The organism is Rhodococcus koreensis (assembly GCF_017068375.1).
GTDB classification, from domain to species: Bacteria; Actinomycetota; Actinomycetes; order Mycobacteriales; family Mycobacteriaceae; genus Rhodococcus_F; species Rhodococcus_F koreensis.
Genome location: NZ_CP070609.1, coordinates 1,810,587 through 1,831,923 on the forward strand (window position 1 = coordinate 1,810,587; position 21,337 = coordinate 1,831,923).

Below are 21,337 nucleotides of genomic sequence, written 5' to 3' on the forward strand. Positions count from 1 at the left end.
AGCCGGATTCTGACCGCCCACGACACCGTCCCGCTACCGTCGGGGTGTGCTGTTCTCGCAGATCGTCGCGACGTCCCGGGACGTGGGTGCCACCCGGTCGCGGAAGGTGAAGGTCGGGGCGCTCCGCGAGGTCCTCACCCGGCTGGAGCCGTCCGAGGTGGAACCGGTGGTCGCGTGGCTGTCCGGGGAACTCAGGCAGGGCCGCATCGGAATCGGCTGGCGGACAGTCGCGGACATTCAGGCGACGCCCGTCGACGTCGGGTCCGTCACGGTGTCCGAGGTCGACGGGACCGTCTCCGCCGTCGCCGAGGTCACCGGCTCCGGGTCGGCGGCACGCAGGCGTGAACTGCTCGCGGACCTGTTCTCCCGCACCACCACCGACGAGCGGGATTTCCTGATCCGGCTGGTCACCGGCGACCTCCGCCAGGGCGCACTGGAGGGCGTGATGACGGACGCGATCGCGGCGGCCGCCGATCTTCCCGTCGAACCGGTGCGCCGGGCGTTCATGTTGTCGGGACGGCTGCCCGCAACGGCGGTCGCGGCGTTCGACGGTGGCGTGGACGCGCTCACCGCGTTCCGGCTGGAGGCGGGTCGTCCGATCCGGCCCATGCTGGCCTCCCCCGCCGAATCACTCACCGACGCGTGGACCGAACTCGGCGGTGATGTCAGCGTCGAATACAAACTCGACGGGGCCCGCATCCAGGTGCACCGCAACGGCGACGAGGTGCACATCTTCACTCGCACCCTGCGTGAGATCACCGGCAGCGTGCCGGAACTGGTCGAACTCGTCGCGGGCCTGCCGTGTACGTCGGCGGTGTTCGACGGGGAGACGCTGGCGCTCACCGACAGCGGCAGGCCCCGGCCGTTCCAGGAGACGATGAGCCGCTTCGGCGCCGAGTCTTCCCGCGACCTGCTGCTGCACCCGTACTTCTTCGACTGCCTGCATCTCGACGGCGTCGACCTGCTGGACGCTCCGCTCGAGCAGCGGTTGGACGCGCTGGAACGGGTCGCGCCGCAACACCGCATCCCCGGCCTGATCCGCCCCGACAGCGAGGGGGCCGCAACCCATTTCGACGACGCACTCGCCGCCGGGCACGAGGGTGTGATGGTCAAGTCGCTCACCGCCCCGTATGCGGCGGGACGACGTGGCCGCGCCTGGCAGAAGGTGAAACCGGAGCACACCCTCGATCTGGTGGTGCTCGGCGCGGAGTGGGGGTACGGGCGGCGCACCGGATACCTGTCCAATCTGCACCTCGGGGCGCGCGACCCGGACGGCGGCTCACCGATCATGGTGGGCAAGACGTTCAAGGGCCTCACCGACGCGCTGCTGCAGTGGCAGACGGACGAATTCCCTCGCCACGAACGCCGCCGCGACGACCACACCGTGTACCTGCACCCCGACCTCGTCGTGGAGATCGAACTCGACGGCGTCCAGGTCAGTTCCCGCTACCCCGGCGGGCTCGCCCTGCGGTTCGCGCGCGTGCTGCGGTATCGCCCCGACAAGGCGGCCGCCGACGCCGACACCATCGACGCCGTCCGCGCCCTGCTTCCGGGGTGAGCGCTCGTCCTGCGTGGCGCCCGCCGGGGCGGTAGCCTCCCCGGCACAGCAAGTCGCCGTGCCGCGAGGGAGTCGACCAGTGACATTCGTTTCCCGCTTCGTGCCGTCGTGTGTCGCCCCGGTGGTCGAGGACGCGTACCGGAGGGCGGCCGAGGCGGCGGAGGGTCCCGTCCGCGTCGCCGTGTGTACGGTCACCGTGCCGATCGAGGTCGGAAAGACGTCGTTCCGCATCCTCCGGCTCACCGAGGAACTGCTCGAAGAGGTCGTGTTCCTGCTGCGGACGATGCGGCCGGTGGTCGAGGCCGTGAGCACGGGCAGGCAGTCCGACAATGTCGACACGATGTTCCGGACGCTCGAGCAGATCCAGCAGTCGGCCGACGCGATCGCCCGCACGCCGATGGGGGTGGTCCGGAGTGTCTTCTCACCGGCCCGTCCGGTGCCCGAGCAGGTCGACTATCACCCCACCGTCATCGACGCCGAACCGCCGCCCGCCCCCGGTCTCACGGTCCGCATCGCGTCGATCACGGTGACGGCGCCGAGCATCACGTTCGGCAGGCCCGCGCGCTGACCGCGCCCACCCGGATACGCTCGTATGGTGAGCGAACACATCCTCGTCACCGGTGGGTCGCGCGGCATCGGCGCCGCCGTCGTGCGCCTGGCCGTCCATCGCGGCTATCAGGTGACGTTCACCTATCAGAACGACGACGAGGCCGCCGCCCACCTCGTGCACCAGTGCGGGATCCGCGCCACCGCCGTGCGTGCCGATGTGCGCGACGCCGCACTGGCCGCGGCCGTGGTGGGCGCGGCCGACGAGCGCGGGCAACTGACCGCGGTGGTCAACAATGCGGGGACCACCGGTCCGCTCGGCACCTTCCTCACCACCACGGACGCGTCGCTGCGGGAGGTGTTCGACGTCAACGTGTTCGGGACGATCAATTACGCCCGCGCGGCGGCCGAACACTGGGTCCGGGAGGGGCGCCCCGGCGTGCTCGTCAACCTCAGTTCGGTCGCGGCGGGAACCGGGGCACCCGGCGAATACGTCGGCTACGCGGCCTCGAAGGCGGCCGTCGACAGTCTCACCACGGGGCTCGGGCGGGAACTGGCGAGCGCGAACATCCGGGTCGTCGGCGTCGCTCCCGGCACCACCGACACCGACATCCACGCGGCCGCGGGCGACCCGGGGCGACCCGAACGGGTCGCCGGTCGGATCCCCCTCGGCCGGGTCGCGACACCCGAGGAGATCGCCGAGGCGGTGCTGTGGGCCCTGTCCCACCAGGCGTCCTACGTCACCGCCACGACCATCGCCGTCGCCGGCGGTCTGTGACTACCTCGGCTTTACGCCGCACCTCGGGACGAGCATCGGCACCCGCGTGCGGTAGGTGCGATAGTCGTCGCCGAACGTGTCGATCAGGTCGTGTTCCTCGAAACGCACAGCGACCAGGATGAAGCCGGTGGTCCCGACGGCGAACAGCAGCCGGCCCCAGGTCATGGTCGGCGCGACCCAGAACGCGATGATGAAACCGGCGTACAGCGGGTGCCGGATCACCCGGTACAGCACGGGTGTCCGAAAGTGGCTGGGCAGAGCCGACTTCCCGCTCTGATTTCGCAGCACCTGACGCACCCCGAACAGATCGAAGTGGTCGATGGCGAACGTCGCGGCCAGCACGAGGGCCCATCCGCCGAGCGACACGGCGAAGATCGCGACGCGGACCCAGCTCGTCTCCACGTGCCAGATCTGGTCGGGCAGCGGACGCCATTGCCACATCATCAGCGCCAAAGCGGCCGTGGCGAACAGTACGTAGGTCGAGCGCTCCATCGGTTCCGGGACGATCTTCGTCCAGCGCTTCTTGAACCAGGGCCTGGCCATCACCGAATGCTGCATGGCGAAAATCATGAGTAGCACCACGTCGACGACCACCGCGACCGCGACGGGGGCGGCGGGTCCGTCGTTGATCGTGTGGGGCACGACGAGGCCCTCGACCCATCCCATCGCGTAGAGGAACACGACCAGGAACGTGACGTACACGACCGTTCCGTACACGGTGATCAGTGTTCTGGCGACGCCGCCGGTGCGGTGTTTCTGCGGTGCTTCGACCATCTCGGCCATGATGTTCTCTCCGATCCATGGGTTTCCCCCGACGCACCGAAGTCTCCGGCCGCGCGACGGGCGCGACCAGTAACCCTGGGGTGGGACTCACCGCACCCCGGGGACCTGTCGGAGCGGTTGACTACTCTGTGGCCATGCTTCCCGGGGACTTGCGCGACATCGATATGGCGTCGATCAAGGCGGTCCTCGGCACCACCACGTACCGCCGCGGCGAGCAGTACGCCCGCGACCACGCGGTCATCGAGATGTCGTGGGATCTGGCGGCCAAGGAGCTGTGGGGCGAGGTGGCGGGCACGGCGAGGGAGCCGTACTCCGCGTCGGCGTTCGTCGTCTCCAGCGGTGGCCGCACCGTGTACCGGTACGGGATCTGCACGTGTCCGGTCGGCATGAACTGCAAGCACGTCGCCGCCCTGCTGATCACCGCGATGATGCAGGCGAGGTCCGAGGCCCAGGCGGCGGTCGCGCCCACCTGGGAACGCTCCCTCGGTTCCCTCCTCACCGCCGATCCGTTCGGCGACTCCGGCGGACGCTCGCCGCTCGCCATCCAGTTCCGGGTGCAGGCGTCGGCTGCCGGCGCGGCACCTCGGTTGCTGGTACGGCCCGTCCAGCCGGGCAGCAGGGGCTGGATCGTCGGCGGGCTGGCGTGGAACAAGCTGGGCAGCCAGTTCCAGCATCCCGCCGAGCAGATCCGGGTGCTGCACGAGATCCACCTGCTGGCCGACGGGGGTCTGACCTATCGCCGCCAGAACTACACCGATCTCGACCTCGGGGTCTTCGCCAGCCGCCAGCTGTGGTCGCTGCTCGACGAGGCGGCCCGGGTTGGTGTCGAGCTCATCCACTCCTCCAAGCGTCTGGGCGCGCTCGGCCCCTACCGCACGGCCGAGGTCTGCCTCGACGCCACCCGCGACGAGGCCACGGGCTCTCTCGTGGTGCAGCCGGTGGTCCGGATCGACGGTCGACCCGTCGACGCAGCGACCGTCGGCTTCATTGGCGTCCGGGCCCACGGCCTGTTCTACGTCGACGCGGACGACCGCATACATCTCGCCCGGCTCGACGCGACCGTCCCCGCTCCCCTGCAGGACCTGGTGCGCCGCCGCATACCCATCGAGGTTCCCGCCGCCGAGCAGTCCCGTTTCCTGACGGACTTCCTGCCGAAGTTGCGCAACCTCGCCACGGTCATCTCCTCGGACGGCTCGTTCGTCCCACCCGAGATCTCCGAGCCCACCCTGGTGATGCGGGCGTCGTATCTCTCCGACCATGAGGTCACCGTCGATTGGGAGTGGCTGTACACCGTCGGGGACGACGAGCATCGCACGCCGCTCTCGGCCCGGACCCCCGGCGACGAGTATCGGGACGACGCCCGCGAACGCATACTGCTCGACGAACTCGACATCGCCTGGGACAGGTACGGGTTGGGGTCGAGCGGCCCGGAGTCGACGGCGTTGCGCGGACTCGACACGATGCGGTTCACCACCGAGGTCCTGCCTCTGCTCCACGGCAAGTCCGACGTGTCGATCGATGTGTCGGGCGAAGCGGCCGACTACCGGGAGGCCGGCGACTCCCTGGTCATCGGGGTGTCCGTCACCGAATCCGAGGGCGGCACCGACTGGTTCGACCTCGGCGTGACCCTCTCAGTGGAGGGCCGGGACGTTCCGTTCGACCAGGTCTTCTCGGCGCTGACCGCTGGGAAGACCGAACTACTGCTGCCCGACGGCGCCTACTTCTCCCTCGACAAACCCGAGCTCCACACGCTGCGCAAGCTGATCGACGAGGCGCGGGCTCTCCGCGAACGCGCGGACGGGTCGTTGCGGTTGAGCCGTTTCCAGGCGAGCCTGTGGGACGAGTTCGCCGCGCTCGGCACCGTCGAGAAGCAGTCGACGCAGTGGCGGCAGCAGGTGGACGGACTGATGGCCCCGACCACCGTCGGGCCCGCGGACGTTCCGAGCACGCTCGACGCCCGGCTGCGCCCGTACCAGCTGGAGGGGTTCCGCTGGCTGAGCTTCCTGTGGGAGCACGGGCTCGGCGGCATCCTCGCCGACGACATGGGACTCGGCAAGACGCTGCAGGCACTGGCATTGATCTGCCATGCGCGGCAGTCGAATCCGGACGCGCCGTCGTTCCTCATCATCGCCCCCACCAGTGTCGTGTCGAACTGGGAGTCCGAATCGGCCCGCTTCGCCCCCGGCGCGACCGTCGTCGCGATCTCCGACACCCTGACACGACGCAAGGTTCCGCTGAACGAACTGGTCCGGGGTGCCGACATCGTCGTCACGTCGTACACCCTATTCCGCCTCGAGTTCGACGCCTATGCGGAGTCGGCGTGGTCGGGGTTGATCCTCGACGAGGCGCAGTTCACCAAGAACCATCAGTCCAAGATCTACCAGTGCGTCCGCCGACTCGAGACTCCGTTCAAGCTGGCGATCACCGGCACGCCGATGGAGAACAACCTGATGGAGCTGTGGTCGCTCCTGTCGATCACCGCCCCGGGGCTGTTCCCGAATCCGGCCCGGTTCACCGACTACTACCGCAAACCGATCGAGAAGCAGGGCGATACGGAGCTTCTGGCACAGCTGCGCCGCCGCGTGAAGCCGCTGATGCTGCGCCGCACCAAAGAGCAAGTGGTGAAGGATCTTCCGGCGAAGCAGGAGCAGGTGCTCGACGTCGAGCTGCACCCGCGGCACCGCAAGGTCTACGACACCCATCTGCAGCGTGAGCGGCAGAAGATCCTGGGTCTGCTCGCCGACGTCGACAAGAACCGCTTCACGATCCTGCAGTCGCTCACGCTGCTGCGGCAGCTGAGCCTTGACGCCGGTCTGGTGGACGACGAATACCACGACGTCCCGTCCGCGAAGGTGGACGCCCTGCTCGAGCAGCTCACCGACGTCGTCGCGGGCGGTCACCGGGCGCTGGTGTTCAGCCAGTTCACCGGGTTCCTCGGCAAGATCCGCGACCGACTCGCGGACGCCGGCGTCGCGCACAGCTACCTCGACGGCAGCACCCGTCGTCGCGGCGACGTTCTCCGCGAGTTCAAGGAGGGCGCCGCCCCGGTGTTCCTCATCAGCCTCAAGGCCGGCGGCTTCGGGCTGAACCTCACGGAGGCCGATTACTGCTTCATCCTCGACCCGTGGTGGAACCCGGCAACGGAGGCCCAGGCCGTGGACCGGGCGCACCGGATCGGGCAGACCCGCAACGTGATGGTGTATCGCCTGATCGCGAAGGACACGATCGAAGACAAGGTGATGGCGCTGAAGGCGAAGAAGTCGGCGTTGTTCGCGAGTGTGATGGACGCCGACTCCCTGCTCAGCTCCACCCTCGACGCCGACGACATCCGCAGCCTGTTCGAGTGAGGAGTGCACATTGAGCCGGAACAGTCAGCAGAACCGCGCTGCACGCAAACGCAAGAAGCAGCAACGTGGCCATGCCAGGGAGCAGCGTCCGCCCCGTCCCGAGGTCGAGGGTGCCGAATCCCTGGTGTTCGCCGGAATCGAGTTCGCGTACGGGCCCTCGGCGAATCCCGAGTCGCTGCAGCGGACGGTCCGTCAGCTGGCCGATCTCGACGGTTCCCGGTGTGCGGACACTGTTCTCGACTGGGTGTCCCGGATCCTCGACGGGTCGATGGACCACGTGTTCGGCACGGGGTGGCAGCCGACGGAATTCGTTCACGCGGTGCGCCGGGAATTCGGTGCGCGCACGGCTCGGCTGACGGTCACCGTGATCGGCGCGCACGCGAGCCGCACCTCGGCGCGCAAGACCGCGCCGGTTCAGTGGCGGGAGCAGCTCGACGAGTTGGGTATCGCTCCGGACAGCGCACCCGCCCGTGGCTACCTGTCCGCGTGGTGTGCCTCGGAGAATGCCGACCCCACCGAAACGTGGACGGCGATCCTGTCGTTCCTCGGCTACTGCAGTTACCTGATACCCCTGACCCCGCTGCTCGCGACCCCGGCGAACTGGGGCGAGGGAACGGTCGCCTCGTCCTCTGCTCCACGCGGGCCCGAACCCAAGGTGCTCTCCCGCATCCGCGGCCTGCTGGCCAAGGCCGAAGCGACCACGTTCGCCGAGGAAGCGGAGACCCTTTCGGCGAAGGCGCAGGATCTGATGACCCGGTATGCGATCGACAGCGCTGTGATCGACGCGCATGCACACACCTCACTGACCGATCAGGTGGTCACCCGCCGGTTGCTCGTCGACAATCCGTACCCCGAAGCGAAGGTGCAGTTGCTGCATTGTGTGGCGAAGACCAACAATGTGCGCGTGCTCTGGCACCAACGATTCGGCCTCGTCAGCATGGTCGGGATGCCCGTCGATCTGGATCTCAGCGAAATGCTATTCACCTCGCTGCTCGTTCAGGCGTCCCACGCGTTGAGCGAGGCGGGCGGTGATCGGGTGAAACGCTCACCCAGCTTCCGTCGCTCGTTCCTCCTCGCGTTTGCCACCCGGATCGGGGAACGGCTCACGATCGCCCGGGAACAGGCCGGCCGCGACGCGTCCAGTCAGTACGGCAAGGAACTGGTGCCGATCATGGCCGAGCGCAGCGAGGCGGTGGGTTCGGTGTTCGAGGAGCAGTTCCCCTCGGTCGTCACGACGTCGCATTCGATCACCAATGAGCACGGCTGGCAGGCGGGGCGTGTGGCCGCCGAGCTGGCCGACCTGACCGGCGGCCGGGAACGCATCACCGGCTGAACCGAGAGGAGTCCGATGTCCATCACCGCCGACGTCCATCGGCTTCTTCGCCTGCGCCAGGACCACGCCGCGTGGACGCTGCTGCGGGCCGACACGGCGCCGGCGATTCTGGCGCTGCTGGGCCGGCACTTCGATCGCGGGACCCGACGCCTCCCGGCTCCGGAACTGTTCGCCCGCTTGGACTCCGACCTTCAGACGATGCGCGACGAGGGCCTCGACTTCCCGCGCACCGGTCAGGCGTACTGCACCGAGTGGGTGCGGTCCGGTTATCTGCTCCGCCGAGCGGCGGCCGGTACCCGTGAAGAGACTCTGGAACCGACCGAGGGCGCGTTCGCCGCGATGGCGTTCGTCGCGAATTTCACCAGTCAGGCGAGTTCGGCCACCGAATCCCGCCTGACCACGCTCTCCACCCAGTTGCAGGCTCTGGCCCGGGATTCCGATCCGCGCACGGAAACTCGCCTCACCGCGCTGCTGACCGAACGGGCGGCGATCGATCAGCAGATCGCGGCGGTGGAGTCGGGGGTTTTCCCGGTCCTCGACGGCGATCGTGCCGTCGAGCGTTCCGCGGAGATTCTCGCGCTGGCCTCGGAGGTCCCTGCGGACTTCGCCCGGGTCCGCGCCGAACTCGAGGAACTCAACCGTGATCTGCGGGCGCGCATCCTCGACGACGACGGTGACCGCGGCGACACTTTGGGAGATGTGTTCCGCGGCGTCGACCTGATCGGGGACTCCGATGCCGGCCGCAGCTTCACCGCGTTCTACGACATGATTCTCGATCCGGCCCGGTCGTCGCAGATCGACGAGTGGATCGACGCGGTGCTGCAGCGGCCGTTCGCCGCGATGCTGACCACCGATCAGAGATTACGGTTCCGGACGTTGCTGACGGAGATGGAAACGGCAGGCTCCGAGGTGCATTCGACGATGACCTCACTGTCCCGGTCGTTGCGTCATTTCGTCCAGTCACGTCACTACGAGGAACACCGCCGGCTGCAGCGGTTGCTGCGCACCGCGCAGCAGAGTGCCGTCGCCGTGGCCAAACGTCGTAGGCCCTACGACCTGCTCGACCTCGATCTGGTGCGTGTGGGTATGACCATCGAATCGGTCGCAGCTCTTCGCCTGCACAATCCCGCCGACAACCTCGTCACCGAACCGGTGCTCACCCACGACGCCGGCACCGTCGATCTCGACGAACTCCGAAGGCTCGTCCGAGAATCCGAGATCGATATGGACGAATTGTCCGACAACGTCGCGGCCACTCTGCGGGCGCACGGTCGCGCCACGATCGGTGACGTCCTGCGCGACTACCCCGCCACTCAGGGGCTCGCGAGCGCGGTGGGATTGATGGTCCTTGCCACCCACCACGGGCACGCGATCGACGGCACCGAGGACATTCAGTGGGTGTCGGGAGCCGGCGTCGCACGCCGGGCGACGATTCGACGTCGCCTGTTCGATCCGGCCGCCGACGAGTTCACCACCCGGCAGGCATACGAACCCACGGGGAGCCCGACATGACCGACGAGCCGACGACCCGCGGCCAGTACCCCGGAGACACCGGCGAACTGGATGTGGAGACGCGGCGCGCCTTCGTGCAGCTGCTCAAGGGCCCGCTCGTCACCGCGGCCAAGCATCCCGAGGTGTGGCGCGCGGTGATCCGGGACGAGCGCCTCCTCCGGTCCCGGCTCGCCGACGTGTTTCTCGTTCTCGTCATCGACGACGAGAACGAGCTGGCGTTCACCCGCCCCGCCGACACCGGCGACGCCGGTACTCCCACGGTGCTGCGCACCGAGCGTCTGACCTTCATGGACACGGTCATGCTGCTCGCGTTGCGCCAACGTCTGCTGCGCGCGCAACCGGGTGAACGGGTGATCGTCGATCTCGACGAACTGCGCGAACAGCTCGAGATGTATCGCGCGGCGAGCGACACCGACCCCGCCGGCTACGCGAAGCGCATCAACGCGTCGTGGAAGAAACTCGACAAGTATTCGCTGCTCACAAAGACGTCGACCGACGATCGGATGGAGGTCTCCCCGGTGTTGCGGCAGCTGTTCGACGCCGAACAGGTCGCTCTCGTCGAGGCGGAGTTCCGGCGGATTCTGGAGGAGGGCACATCGTGATCCATCCCGGTCAACGCAGACTCGCGCGCGTGCAGGTCGTCAACTGGGGGACGTTGCACGGCCACCACGATCTCGCGGTGGCCCGCAAGGGTTTCCTGATCACCGGCAATTCCGGCTCCGGCAAGTCCACGCTCATCGATGCCATCTCGGCGGTTCTGGTCCCGGGTAATCAGCTGCGGTTCAACGCGGCCGCGCAGGAGGCCACGAACTCGGGACGCAACTTCGTCACGTACATCCGGGGTGCGTGGCGGCGGGAGGCGGGCGCGGACACGGAGGGGCTGGTCGCCTCGTACCTGCGGACCGGTGCGACGTGGAGCGGCATCGCCCTGACCTACCGCGCGGGCACCGACGATCCGCCGATCACCCTCGTCAAGCTCATGCATCTCGGGCGGGGGCAGAACGCGGCGGGCGATGTCAGCCACCTCCATCTCATTCTCGATCACGAACTGGACCTGACGGATTTCAGCGCGTTCATGGCCCGCGGTATCGACACGAGGGGAATCCGTAAGCGGTGGCCGGAGGCGGCGGTCAACCCGACTTACGCGCCGTTCGCCCGCAGTTTCCGCTCCCGTCTGGGCATCTCGACGGAAGGCGCGCAGCGACTGCTGCACCGCACGTTGTCCGCGAAAAGCCTCGGCAGCCTCGACCAGTTGTTCCGCGACTACATGCTCGACACCCCGAGCACGTTCGCGATGGCCGAGCGCGCGGTCAACCAGTTCCACGATCTGCAGGAGGCCCACCGCGTCGTCGTCGACGCACGGCTTCAGGTCGAGATGCTCACACCGCTCGTCGACCTGGCCGACACGCGGCGCCGCGGCCTCGAGTCCTTGCGGGACACGGAGGAGGAGAACGCGCATCTCGGGGCGGTTCACGCCGAGATGACGCTGTCGCTGCTGTGCGGTGATCGCACCGAACGCCGCGCCCTGACTCCCCTGCTGGAGTCGGGCGCGGCCGAGGCCACGGCAGCGGCCGAACGCGCCCGCCAGGAAACCCTCGATCTGACCGTGAAACTCGAGGGCATCGAGGGCGGCCGGCTGGCCACCCTCCACGCGCAGCGAGACGCAGAACTGAAGACGTTGGCCCGGGTGCGTGCCAGGCGGGATCGGATCGCAGAGGCGGTGTCGGCCTGGGAGGGAACCGTTCCCGAGACCGCCGAAGAGTTCGCGCGGTTGCGCGGGCAACTCGAGGATCAGTTGCGCCAGGCGTCCACCACCCACGAGGAGCGGTTCGGTGACCGCTATCCCCTCGCCGAACAGCGCGGCACCGCGCAGAAGGAGCGCGCCGCGCTGATCACCGATCGGGAGATCATCGCCCGAAGACGCTCCAACATCGATCCGGGACTGCTGCGCGCCCGGGAGTCGATCTGTTCCGCCGCGGGCGTCCCCGATGACGCCGTGCCGTTCGCGGGCGAGTTGATCGCGGTCCGGGACGAGCACTCCGAGTGGACCGGCCCCATCGAGCGGGTCCTCGGCGGCCTCGGGCGCACCCTTCTCGTCCCGGAGGAGGTGTATCCGGCGGTCGCGGCGGCCGTCGATGCCACCCACCTCGGCGCGCGGCTCGTGTATCGCCGGGTGCGGGTCGGCGCCACGCCGACGACGGTGCCGAAGACCGGGGCGCTGTCGCTGGTGCGCCGAGTAGAGGTCTCGGACGGTCCGCTCGCCCCGTGGATCCACCACCATCTCGCGGACCGCTACGACTACGCATGTGTCGACACCGCGGCCGGCTTCGCGGATCACGCCCGCGCCGTGACACGTGCCGGGCAGGTCAAACACTCCACGGAGCGGCACGAGAAGGATGACCGCAGCCGCATCGACGACCGGCGGCGGTGGGTTCTCGGTTTCGACAACGAAACCAAACTCGAGGACATTCGCCGTCGAATCGCGGATCTCGACGTCACGATCGCGGGTGTCACGAGCCGACTCGACGCGCTGGACCGTGAGGATCAGCGGATCGCCCGGCAGAATCGCGCAGCACAGACAATCCTCGATGCGCAGTGGGCGGATGTCGACGTCAGCGCGGCGCAGGCTGCCGTCGACGCGGTGGACGGCCGCCTCGACTCCTGGCAGCAGGACAACCCGGAGCATTCCGCGGTGTCGGCTGACCTCGAGCTCGCGAAGAAGGCGGAGAACGAGGCCGACGCGGCCCGGCGTCAGGCGGACACAGCTTTGTCGGTGCACCGGACTGCGCTCACGGAACTCGAAGCGAGGATCGCGCAGGCCGGACTCGACGCGGGCGAGACGGCCCCCGATGCGGTGGCTGCCCGGATCAAGGAGCGGTTTCAGAAGTTCGCGCGCCGGGTCACATCGGACAATATCGACAGGGCGCTGTTCGAGGTCGGCCAGGGCATCGGCAAAGACAGGGGTGAGGCGCAGAACGCGGTGTCTGCCGCCGGCGCGTCGATCGTCCGGATCCTGTCGCAGTACCTGGCGCGGTGGGAGTCCCGCGGCGGTGAGTTGAGGGTCGACGCCGAATACGTCGACGACGCCCTGGCGATTCTCCAACGGCTGCGCTCCGACGGTCTCCCCCGGTACGAAGATCGGTTCTTCCAGCTGCTGCACGACCAGTCGCACCGCAACATCGGCGAACTCGCTCGCACGATCCGCAAGGCGCCGGCGGAGATCCGTTCCCGGATCGACCCGGTGAACGACTCATTGCGCCGCTCCGCGTTCGACACCGACCGGTGGTTGCGCATCGACGTCCGCGAGCGACGTTCGCCGGCGGCGGCCGACCTGCTGGACGACCTGACCCGGATCACGAGCGGTGGTTGGGACGTCGAGCAGCGCCCCGCGGCCGAGGAGCGATTCGAGCGGATGGCGGCGGTGCTGGAGCGTCTGGCCTCGAAAGAACCCGCAGATCAGCGCTGGCAGCGGCAGGTCCTGGACACTCGCCTGCACGTGGGATTCATCGGCGTCGAGATCGATGGCGCCGGAGAGGCTCGCAACTACCACGATTCGAGCTCCGGACTGTCCGGCGGTCAGGCACAGAAACTCGTGTTCTTCTGTCTGGCAGCGGCATTGCGGTATCAGCTCGCACCCGACGGCGCAGACCTTCCCCGTTACGGCACGGTCATCCTGGACGAGGCGTTCGACCGCGCCGACTCCGCCTACACACGCCGGGCGTTGGACGTGTTCGCGCAGTTCGGTTTCCACATGGTGCTGGCGACGCCGCTGAAGTTGCTCGGCACCCTCGAGGAGTACATCGGCGGTGCGGTGACCGTGAGTATCCGCGACCGCATGCACACCGAACTCAGCCTCATCGAGTTCGACGACGTGGGCAGTGCATGAGCACACGATGCGTTCTGCCGCCCGTAGCCGCCGCGAAGGCACTGGCCGCCTACAACAGTCGCCGACGACGCTGGCTGGCCGACTCCGTTTTCGCCGATCAGGATTCGCTGACCGTGGCGCTGCATCCGCCGTCCGAGCAGCAGATTGCCGGGGACCCCGACACGGTCGTCGCGTGGGTACGCGCCTGGCGCGGCTACGCCGGCGACGGCCGGGTGGAGTGGGCGACGCGGCGGTGGCCGAGCTTCGGCACCCAGGACGTGCCGGTGCGGCTGACGCTGGCCGGGGCCGGCCGGATCGCGTCCGCGGGTGGCCGCGCAACCGAATGGCGCGCCCTGGTGATGCGCCGTGACACACTCGTCGACCGTCTCGGTCCCGGCACCCCGGAGTTGTCGGCCGCGGTTGCCGCGACCGCGGCGAAATGGCTCGAACTGGACGACGACGACTTCGGCAGGCTGACCACCATCGCGCGGTGGTTGAGCGACCAACCGAACTCCGGGTATTTCGTTCGTCAGCTTCCCGTTCCGGGGGTCGACACGAAATGGCTCGCGCGTCACCGCGGCGTGGTGGAGACGCTACTCGACGGCGTTCGCGGCAGCCGGGACCTCGGCATCCGAAGCCTTCCCCACCTGCGCGATCTCGCATTGTGCGATCCCGGTCTGCTGGCCGGCAGTCCGCGACGCTTCGCCACCTCCCTGGAGGAACTCACCACGTTGCCGCTGAACCCGGCGCGCACGCTGATTCTCGAGAACAAGGAGGGCCTGTACGCGCTCCCGCCACTGGCAGACACCGTTGCGGTGCACGGCAGCGGCTACACGGTCCACGAACTGGCCGAAGTCCCGTGGGTGGTCGGCTCGGAAGTCTGGTACTGGGGCGACCTCGACAGTCACGGGTTCGCCATCCTCGACCGCCTGCGCCGGCACCTTCCGCACGTGCGGAGTCTGCTGATGGATCAGGCCACCCTGGATCGGTGGCGGGGACTCGCGGTCCGGGAGCAGTCACCGACGTTCAATGAAGTGTCCCACCTGACCGGGTCCGAAGCCGCCGCCCTGGGATCCTTGCGCGAGGGTGATCTCCGACTGGAGCAGGAGCGGATCCCCTGGCCGTACGTGCTCGAGCAACTGAACGCCGCCTTCGGTCCGGACCTGTCATCGCCGTCCTCCGGCTGCGACGCCCGTCCGGGCAGCAAGTAATGTCCGATCCATGCCTCGTTACACGCTCCCCCTGCGGAACAACGCCACGCCGGACGCGCCGGCGTCCGTGAGCCGCCATGTGCCGTTCTACTGCGTGCACGAGGCGGCCGCCGTGGCGTGGAAGCGGGCGCTCGTCGAGGCATGCGGCGACCTGCTCGACCCGGTCACGCAGACCGCCGTCGTGAACGTCGTCAGCAACTTCGGACGCGAACTGTTCACCGGCGCCGCGGACGTCGACGTCACCCTCGACCGGATCGGCACCACCTCGCTGACCTTCCTGATCACCCTCCACCAGGACGGCGTGCAGGCCGCGGAGCTGACCGTCATACTCGTGCACCTCGATTCGAGCCGGGTGAACTCGACGCGGTGGTCGCCGGAACAGATCGCCGCGTTCGAAGCGTTGCGCGACGCTCGAGCTGTCGCCTGACCTCGACCATCGAAGTTTCAACCACGCCTGATCTGGGCATTTGATGGTTATGAGTATCGAAGACGGGCCCGGTGACACGCTGAGCCCCAGCGAGAGCCTGGACTCCGACGACGTGCGCAACAACGACGGCGACGACGTCGTCGATCCGCCCGACGGCTGGAGTGAGGCCGACCGGTTCGGTACCACGCTGCGTGAGGAGCGCGAGGGTGAGTCGCTCGACGAGAAGTTGTCCGAGGAGGAGCCCGATACCCCGCTGGAGCAGCAGCAGGAGGTGTCGTTGCGGGATCTGCCCGACGACGAGCTGACCGAGGACGTCGACCGCGTCATCGACGACGAGGAGATCGACATTCCGGTGTTCGGCACCAAGCACGCCGCCGTCGTCGAGGGCGTCATCGTGGAGGACTCGCGCACCGATCGCGGTCAGATCGACGGGTCCGCCGAGGACGGCGACTCGTTCTTCACGGTCCTCGACTGACCGTCGCCCCGCAACCTGGGCCTACACTGGCACTGTTCGCACTCGCGACCGTCACCGAAAGGCCCGACATTACTCATTCTTCTGCTCCGCACGACGTGTACCTGGTTCCTCCGGAGCAGGAGACCGCCGACGCTGTCGCGCATGCCTCCGCCGCCGCGTCGTCGCGGTTGCGGGACCGTCCCGACGTGGTGCGGTTCAAGGGCCGGTTCGCGCTGCCGATCACGCACACGACGCCGCACGAGGCGATGGTCGAGGACCTGTTGTTCGTCCGCGACGTCCTCGACGCGGCCGGCATCGAGTACCTGCTGGTGCGGGGCAACGACGAACGCCCGGTGATTGCGATCAACTGGGCGCAGCGCAAGGCGTTGCGTGCGGCGCTCGTCGCCGCGTGCGAGGACCGCCCGTTCTACTCCAAGACGGTCGACGCCAAGGGCCCCGCGGTCCTCGTCTCCGACGGCAGCCTGTCCGCGACGTCGAAGGCCCGCATCTTCCGGTTGTTCCGGCCGCGCGTGCACCTGGCCAGCGGCCTGAGTTACGGGGCGTCGACGGGCGTGCAGATCGAGCTGTGGTCGATCAGCGACGACGAGATCGTGCTGCCGATGGAGAATTCACTGACCCGCCGTGTGGTGCGGTCGGAGGAGGCGGTCCGCGGCACCGTGGAGCGGTTCGGCCGGGTGTGGCCGACCATCGAGAACATGTTCGCCGACCACGCGTCGGACATCAATTTCGACGTCGACCTGGTGTTCTCCTGGGTGGACGGCTCGTCGGCGGAGTTCCAGGCGCAGCGCGCGAAGCGGATGCAGAACTACGTGGTCGGTGAGGGTGACGACTCCGCCGCCCGGTTCCGGCAGATCGACGAACTCAAGTACGCGTTGCGTTCGGTGCACATGTATGCGCCGTGGGTCCGCCGCATCTTCGTGGCCACCGACTCCGACCGTCCGGCGTGGCTGGCCGACGACCCGCGGGTCACGTTCATGCCGAGCGAGGAGTTCTTCGCCGACCCGTCGGTGCTGCCCACCCACAACTCGCAGGCCGTGGAATGCCAGTTGCACCACATCCCCGGGCTCGCTGAGCACTTCCTGTATTCGAACGACGACATGTTCTTCGGCCGCTCGGTGGGCCCGCAGATGTTCTTCTCCCCCGGCGGGATCACCATGTTCATCGAGGCGACCACCCGAATCGGGCTGGGCCACAACGACGACGAGCGCAGCGGCTTCGAGAACGCGGCCCGCGTCAACCGCCGGCTGTTGCAGGACCGGTTCGGGCTGATGACCACCCGGCACCTCGAGCACGCCGCCACCCCGCTCCGCAAGAGCGTCATGGAGGAGATGGAGAAGGAGTTCCCCGACGAGTTCGCCGCCACGGCCGCAAGCACTTTCCGGGCCAGCACCAACATTTCGGTGACGAACTCGCTGTATCACTACTACGCGCTGATGAGCGGCCGCGCGGTGGTGCAGACGGCGGCGCGGGTGAAGTACGTCGACACCACCATGAAGTCGGGGCTCCGCGACATGGATTCGCTGCTCGCGAAGCGGTCGATGGACTTCTTCTGCCTCAACGACGGCAGCGCACCCGAGATCGACCTGGAGCTGCGGACCCGGAAGGTGACACAGTTCCTGGAGAACTACTTCCCGATCCCGGCGCCGTGGGAGACCGGGATCTGATCAGACGCTGGGGAACGCGTCGGCCGGGCGCTCACCCTCGTCGTAGACCGTTGCGGGAGAACCGATGAGGAGCGAGTCGGGTTTGCCGACGACGCGTGCGTCCTTGCCGGTGTAATCGAAGCGGTGCAGGATCCAGCGGATCGCCTCGAGCCGGGCCCGTTTCTTGTCGTTCGATTTCACGACGGTCCACGGCGCGTGCGGGGTGTCGGTGTAGAACAGCATGGCCTCTTTCGCCTCGGTGTAGGCGTCCCACTTGTCGAGGCTCGCGAGGTCGGTGGGTGAGAGTTTCCACTGCTTGACGGGGTCGGTGCTGCGGGAGACGAACCGGGCGTGCTGCTCCTCCCGGCCCACAGAGAACCAGAACTTCACGATGTGGATGCCCGACTGCACCAGCATCCGCTCGAACTCCGGCGCTGACCGGGTGAACTCGAGGTACTCGTTGGGGGTGCAGTAGCCCATGACGCGTTCGACGCCGGCCCGGTTGTACCAGGAGCGGTCCATCATCACGATCTCCCCGCCCGCGGGCAGGTGCTGCACGTACCGCTGGAAGTACCACTGGGTGCGTTCGCGTTCGGTGGGCTTCTCCAGCGCCACCACCCGCGCGCCACGAGGGTTGAGGTGTTCGGTGAAGCGCTTGATCGCGCCACCCTTGCCTGCGGCGTCGCGGCCCTCGAAGATGATGACGACCTTCTCGCCGTTCTCCTTCACCCAGGCCTGGAACTTGAGCAGTTCGATCTGCAGTTTCCGCTTGCGGTTCTCGTACTGCCGCCGCGTCATCTTCGTGTCGTAGGGGTAGCCGTGCCGCCAGGGCTCGTCCTCGTCGGCCGCGTGTTTGCGGCCGGACTTGCGCAGCAGCTCCCCGATTTCGTCTATCTCCGGGGTCACGTCGATCTGGTCGGCGCGTGCGAGTTCGAAGGCTGTGGGATCGCGCAACTCGTCCATCTGCAAAGGCTACCGCTCTGCGCCGTCGCCCGGCAGGCCCATGAGATCGTAAACGGCATGAGCATCGACCACATCGTTTCCGCGCTCGGCTCGACGGCCGCGACCGAGCTTCGGACCGCCCTCGACGCGTCGCCGGTCGTCACCCTCGACGGAATGGTGCTGCCCGAGCCCGCGCGGGACGCCGTCCTCGAACTGCTCACTCTCCTCGCCGACGGTCAGAGCGTGGCGCTCGGTGCGGTGGCCGACCTGCTCACCACATCGCAGGCCGCGGAGATCCTCGGCGTCTCCGACACCTATGTCCGCCGGCTCGCCGACTCCGGCGCGCTGCCCATCGAGATGCGCGGCACCCACCGCCGGTTCCGGCTGTCCGACGTCATGGCCTACCGGGAACAGTTCCCGCGCAGCAACTGATCAGACCCGGACGGGCTTGACGGCCTGCTCGCCGGCGTCGGGGATCCGCACGCCCTCGGCCGCGAGCCGCTGCCCGGTTTCCTCGGCGGTGACGTATTCGCCGACGGTGTCGTAGCTGCCCATCGGGACCACCGAATGCACGATCGTCTCCGGGTACACGTGCACCAGGTTGTAGCCCTGGGCGCCGTCGCGTCCGCGCAACGCCCCGGCCGGGACGTTGAGGTCCTGGGTGTAGCAGGTAGCCGACGCGACGGAAACCGGGATGCCCGCGAACGTCGCCGTCGTCGAGTAGTGCAGATGCCCCGCGAGGATCGACCGGACGTCGCTCCCGCGGAGCACGTCGGCGAGGCGCGGCTGATCGCGCAATTCCACCAGCACCGCCAGGTCGAGGACACACGGCACCGGCGGATGGTGCAGCGCCAGGATAGTCCCGTGCGGCGCCGGGACCGCGAGCTGCTGTGCCAGCCAAATCAATTGGCTCTCGGAGATCTCCCCGTGGTGGCGCCCGGGGACCGTCGTGTCGAGCGTGATGATGCGCAGCCCGTCGACGTCGTGGACGTCATCGATCGGCTCGTACGATGGTTCCTGCCCGAGCAGTTCGGCCCGGAAGTTGCCGCGGTCGTCGTGGTTGCCCATCGCCCAGATCACCTGCGCACCGAGCGACGCGGCCACCGGTTCGACGATCGCCCGCAGCTTCTCGTAGGCGCCGGGCTGGCCGCGGTCGGTGAGGTCGCCGGTGAACACCAGGGCGTCCGGTCGGGCGTGCGAAGCCTCGATCTCGGTGAAGATCTGCCTCAGCGTGGCCTCGCTGTCGACGGCCCCGTACAGCAGGTCGTCGTCGACCAGATGGGTGTCGCTGAGGTGCAGCACGAAGTGCGACGGTCGCGGATACTCGGCCGTCCGTATGTCGGCTGCCTCGGTGCCGCTCATCGGTCTCTCGCTTCCGCTCGCCCCGACGGGCAGGTGCCCGGGTGGACTCCTGCTGGTTGTCCAACCCTAGCCAAGCGCACTGCGGTCACCGCCCGGGGTACGCGCGGTGTCCGGACGGTGAACGGTGGGGCACGTCAGTTTCGTGCGTGGTGCGGGGTGCGCGTCTCCGGGCCGGCGGGCGGGATCATCGCGGCGAGGTTGGCCTGGGCCTCGAACCGGGCGCGCTCGTCTCCGTCGTCCGTGGCTGCCGCGTCCTTGGCCGCCGCGAGGAACGGGCGGACCAGGTCGAGGGGCATCGGGAAGACGACGGTGGAGTTGTTCTCGCCGCCCATGGCGCTGAGGGTCTGCAGGTAACGCAGCTGCAGGGTGGTGGGGTTGCGGCTGATGACGTCGGCGGCCTCGGCGAGTTTCGCGGAGGCTTGGAACTCGGCTTCGGCGTTGATGATCTTGGCGCGACGCTCGCGTTCCGCTTCGGCCTGCCGGGCGATGGCCCGTTGCATGTTCGCGGGGATCTCGACGTCCTTGATCTCCACGGTGGTGACCTTCACGCCCCACGGTTCGGTCTGCTGGTCGATGACCTTCTGCAGGTCCTCGTTGAGGCGTTCCCGCTCGCCCAGCAGGGCGTCGAGGTCGGCCTTGCCGAGGATCGAGCGCAGGGTCGTCTGGGCGATCTGCAGGGTGGCGGCGAGGAAGTCCTCGACCTCGACGATTGCCCGGTCGGCGTCGACCACCCGGAAGTAGGCGACGGCGGTGACCTTGGCCGGCACGTTGTCGTGGGTGATCACTTCCTGGACGGGGATCTTCAGGGTCACGGTCCGCAGGCTGACCCGTTCCATCCGGTCGATCGCCGGGATCAGCAGCACCAGTCCCGGGCCCTTCAGGTCGACCAACCGGCCGAGCCGGAACACGACGGCCCGCTCGTACTCCCGCAGCACCCGGATCGAGCTGCTTGCCACGACGGCGAGGAGGGTGATGACGACGCACAGGATGACGATGATGGTGGTCATAGCTCGAGCTCCCATGGTTCGCGGCGGCGCACGGTGAGGGTGAGTCCGCGGATCTGCTCGACGACGACGGAATCGCCCGCGGTCGGTGTCTCGTCGTCCCCGAACAGGGTCTGCGCCCTCCACAGGCTGCCGGCGGCCTCGACCTGACCCTGCCTGCCTTTCCAGTTGCGGACGGTGGCGTCGGATCCGATGAGGGATTGCATTCCGGTGCGCACGGGCGCGTGCCCGGCGGCGAGCGCCTTCCGGCCGCCCACCACGGCGAGACCCACTCCGACCACCGCAACTCCGGCGGCCGCCGGGATGGCGATCATCTGCGCGGTGTCGCTGGACGTGAACAGCAGCCACACCCCGGCCCCGACGAACAGTGCCCCGAGCCCGCCGAGCACGCCCGCGGTCGGTGCGTGTGCCTCGACGACGATCAACAGCACACCCAGCACCAGCGCCAGCACGCCCAACGCGGTCATCTCGCATCACCCACGATCACGCTTCGCGAGGACCCGGTCGCACTCGCATAGCCACTCGACGATCGAGCCCTCAGTTCAACGGTA

The 21,337-nt window shown here is 68.2% G+C and carries 18 protein-coding genes; 13 read left to right on the top strand and 5 right to left on the bottom strand.

Going from position 1 to position 21,337, the window contains the following annotated elements; genetic code table 11:
• Positions 1-46: 46 nt before the first annotated feature.
• The 3 genes from JWS14_RS08420 to JWS14_RS08430 all read left to right on the top strand — a co-directional run bounded on the left by JWS14_RS08420 (position 47) and on the right by JWS14_RS08430 (position 2,882).
• Positions 47-1,558 (top strand): ATP-dependent DNA ligase, encoded by a 1,512-nt coding sequence (locus tag JWS14_RS08420; protein ID WP_206012862.1) that lies wholly within the window; start codon positions 47-49, stop codon positions 1,556-1,558.
• A gap of 79 nt (positions 1,559-1,637) precedes the next feature.
• On the top strand, positions 1,638-2,126 hold the full coding sequence (locus JWS14_RS08425) for a hypothetical protein (protein WP_095865789.1): 489 nt from the start codon (positions 1,638-1,640) through the stop codon (positions 2,124-2,126).
• A 27-nt stretch (positions 2,127-2,153) separates the two neighbouring features.
• The gene (locus JWS14_RS08430; protein WP_072946142.1) at positions 2,154-2,882 is read left to right on the top strand and encodes an SDR family NAD(P)-dependent oxidoreductase; all 729 of its coding nucleotides are present in this window, start codon (positions 2,154-2,156) and stop codon (positions 2,880-2,882) included.
• Here the strand turns inward: JWS14_RS08430 and mddA are convergent, their stop codons facing one another.
• Positions 2,883-3,665 carry a methanethiol S-methyltransferase gene (mddA, locus tag JWS14_RS08435; protein WP_206012863.1) on the bottom strand — a complete coding sequence of 261 codons (783 nt, stop codon included), beginning with the start codon at positions 3,663-3,665 and terminating at the stop codon, positions 2,883-2,885.
• Between the two features lie 134 nt (positions 3,666-3,799).
• Between mddA and JWS14_RS08440 the strand changes: the two genes are divergently transcribed.
• The 9 genes from JWS14_RS08440 to JWS14_RS08480 all read left to right on the top strand — a co-directional run bounded on the left by JWS14_RS08440 (position 3,800) and on the right by JWS14_RS08480 (position 17,499).
• Positions 3,800-7,012: a DEAD/DEAH box helicase gene (locus tag JWS14_RS08440; protein ID WP_206012864.1), complete on the top strand. Its 3,213-nt coding sequence runs from the start codon at positions 3,800-3,802 to the stop codon at positions 7,010-7,012.
• 10 nt (positions 7,013-7,022) lie between these two features.
• Positions 7,023-8,345: a DUF2786 domain-containing protein gene (locus tag JWS14_RS08445; RefSeq protein ID WP_206012865.1), complete on the top strand. Its 1,323-nt coding sequence runs from the start codon at positions 7,023-7,025 to the stop codon at positions 8,343-8,345.
• A gap of 15 nt (positions 8,346-8,360) precedes the next feature.
• The gene (locus tag JWS14_RS08450) at positions 8,361-9,857 is read left to right on the top strand and encodes a DUF3375 domain-containing protein (protein ID WP_206012866.1); all 1,497 of its coding nucleotides are present in this window, start codon (positions 8,361-8,363) and stop codon (positions 9,855-9,857) included.
• Positions 9,854-10,459 (top strand): DUF4194 domain-containing protein, encoded by a 606-nt coding sequence (locus JWS14_RS08455; protein ID WP_206012867.1) that lies wholly within the window; start codon positions 9,854-9,856, stop codon positions 10,457-10,459. The genes JWS14_RS08450 and JWS14_RS08455 overlap by 4 nt, the downstream gene beginning before the upstream one ends.
• Positions 10,456-13,743, top strand: coding sequence for an ATP-binding protein (locus JWS14_RS08460; protein ID WP_206012868.1), 3,288 nt, complete (start codon positions 10,456-10,458; stop codon positions 13,741-13,743). Before JWS14_RS08455 ends, JWS14_RS08460 begins: the two co-directional genes overlap by 4 nt.
• Positions 13,740-14,933: a DUF3322 domain-containing protein gene (locus JWS14_RS08465; RefSeq protein ID WP_206012869.1), complete on the top strand. Its 1,194-nt coding sequence runs from the start codon at positions 13,740-13,742 to the stop codon at positions 14,931-14,933. Before JWS14_RS08460 ends, JWS14_RS08465 begins: the two co-directional genes overlap by 4 nt.
• A 10-nt stretch (positions 14,934-14,943) precedes the next feature.
• Complete coding sequence (locus tag JWS14_RS08470; RefSeq protein ID WP_206012870.1) at positions 14,944-15,360, top strand: acyl-CoA thioesterase; 417 nt, start codon at positions 14,944-14,946, stop codon at positions 15,358-15,360.
• A 43-nt stretch (positions 15,361-15,403) separates the two neighbouring features.
• Positions 15,404-15,835, top strand: coding sequence for a hypothetical protein (locus tag JWS14_RS08475; RefSeq protein ID WP_095865795.1), 432 nt, complete (start codon positions 15,404-15,406; stop codon positions 15,833-15,835).
• 167 nt (positions 15,836-16,002) lie between these two features.
• Positions 16,003-17,499, top strand: a complete 1,497-nt coding sequence (locus JWS14_RS08480) for a stealth family protein (RefSeq protein ID WP_420855134.1) — start codon at positions 16,003-16,005, stop codon at positions 17,497-17,499.
• On the opposite strand, the gene ppk2 is transcribed toward JWS14_RS08480, so the two are convergent.
• Entirely contained in the window at positions 17,500-18,441 is a 942-nt protein-coding gene (gene ppk2, locus JWS14_RS08485; protein ID WP_072944257.1) for a polyphosphate kinase 2, read from the bottom strand.
• A gap of 57 nt (positions 18,442-18,498) precedes the next feature.
• On the opposite strand from ppk2, the gene JWS14_RS08490 reads away from it, so the two are divergent.
• A complete protein-coding gene (locus JWS14_RS08490) occupies positions 18,499-18,852 on the top strand; it encodes a helix-turn-helix domain-containing protein (RefSeq protein WP_206012871.1) in 354 nt (117 codons plus the stop codon).
• Here JWS14_RS08490 and JWS14_RS08495 read toward each other — a convergent pair whose 3' ends face one another.
• The 3 genes from JWS14_RS08495 to JWS14_RS08505 all read right to left on the bottom strand — a co-directional run bounded on the left by JWS14_RS08495 (position 18,853) and on the right by JWS14_RS08505 (position 21,253).
• On the bottom strand, positions 18,853-19,782 hold the full coding sequence (locus JWS14_RS08495; protein ID WP_206012872.1) for a phosphodiesterase: 930 nt from the start codon (positions 19,780-19,782) through the stop codon (positions 18,853-18,855). It abuts the gene before it with no gap.
• A 134-nt stretch (positions 19,783-19,916) separates the two neighbouring features.
• Positions 19,917-20,789 (bottom strand): slipin family protein, encoded by an 873-nt coding sequence (locus JWS14_RS08500; RefSeq protein WP_072944252.1) that lies wholly within the window; start codon positions 20,787-20,789, stop codon positions 19,917-19,919.
• Positions 20,786-21,253: an NfeD family protein gene (locus JWS14_RS08505; RefSeq protein ID WP_206012873.1), complete on the bottom strand. Its 468-nt coding sequence runs from the start codon at positions 21,251-21,253 to the stop codon at positions 20,786-20,788. The genes JWS14_RS08500 and JWS14_RS08505 overlap by 4 nt, the downstream gene beginning before the upstream one ends.
• Positions 21,254-21,337 lie beyond the last annotated feature (84 nt).

What these genes read in the sequence shown, in the direction of transcription:
- mddA (WP_206012863.1), bottom strand. Translation starts at nt 3,665, where the DNA reads ATGGCCGAGATGGTCGAAGCACCGCAGAAACACCGCACCGGCGGCGTC.
- JWS14_RS08440 (WP_206012864.1), top strand. Translation starts at nt 3,800, where the DNA reads ATGCTTCCCGGGGACTTGCGCGACATCGATATGGCGTCGATCAAGGCG.
- JWS14_RS08450 (WP_206012866.1), top strand. Translation starts at nt 8,361, where the DNA reads ATGTCCATCACCGCCGACGTCCATCGGCTTCTTCGCCTGCGCCAGGAC.
- JWS14_RS08455 (WP_206012867.1), top strand. Translation starts at nt 9,854, where the DNA reads ATGACCGACGAGCCGACGACCCGCGGCCAGTACCCCGGAGACACCGGC.
- JWS14_RS08465 (WP_206012869.1), top strand. Translation starts at nt 13,740, where the DNA reads ATGAGCACACGATGCGTTCTGCCGCCCGTAGCCGCCGCGAAGGCACTG.
- JWS14_RS08470 (WP_206012870.1), top strand. Translation starts at nt 14,944, where the DNA reads ATGCCTCGTTACACGCTCCCCCTGCGGAACAACGCCACGCCGGACGCG.
- JWS14_RS08475 (WP_095865795.1), top strand. Translation starts at nt 15,404, where the DNA reads ATGGTTATGAGTATCGAAGACGGGCCCGGTGACACGCTGAGCCCCAGC.
- ppk2 (WP_072944257.1), bottom strand. Translation starts at nt 18,441, where the DNA reads ATGGACGAGTTGCGCGATCCCACAGCCTTCGAACTCGCACGCGCCGAC.
- JWS14_RS08490 (WP_206012871.1), top strand. Translation starts at nt 18,499, where the DNA reads ATGAGCATCGACCACATCGTTTCCGCGCTCGGCTCGACGGCCGCGACC.
- JWS14_RS08495 (WP_206012872.1), bottom strand. Translation starts at nt 19,782, where the DNA reads ATGAGCGGCACCGAGGCAGCCGACATACGGACGGCCGAGTATCCGCGA.
- JWS14_RS08500 (WP_072944252.1), bottom strand. Translation starts at nt 20,789, where the DNA reads ATGACCACCATCATCGTCATCCTGTGCGTCGTCATCACCCTCCTCGCC.
- JWS14_RS08505 (WP_206012873.1), bottom strand. Translation starts at nt 21,253, where the DNA reads ATGACCGCGTTGGGCGTGCTGGCGCTGGTGCTGGGTGTGCTGTTGATC.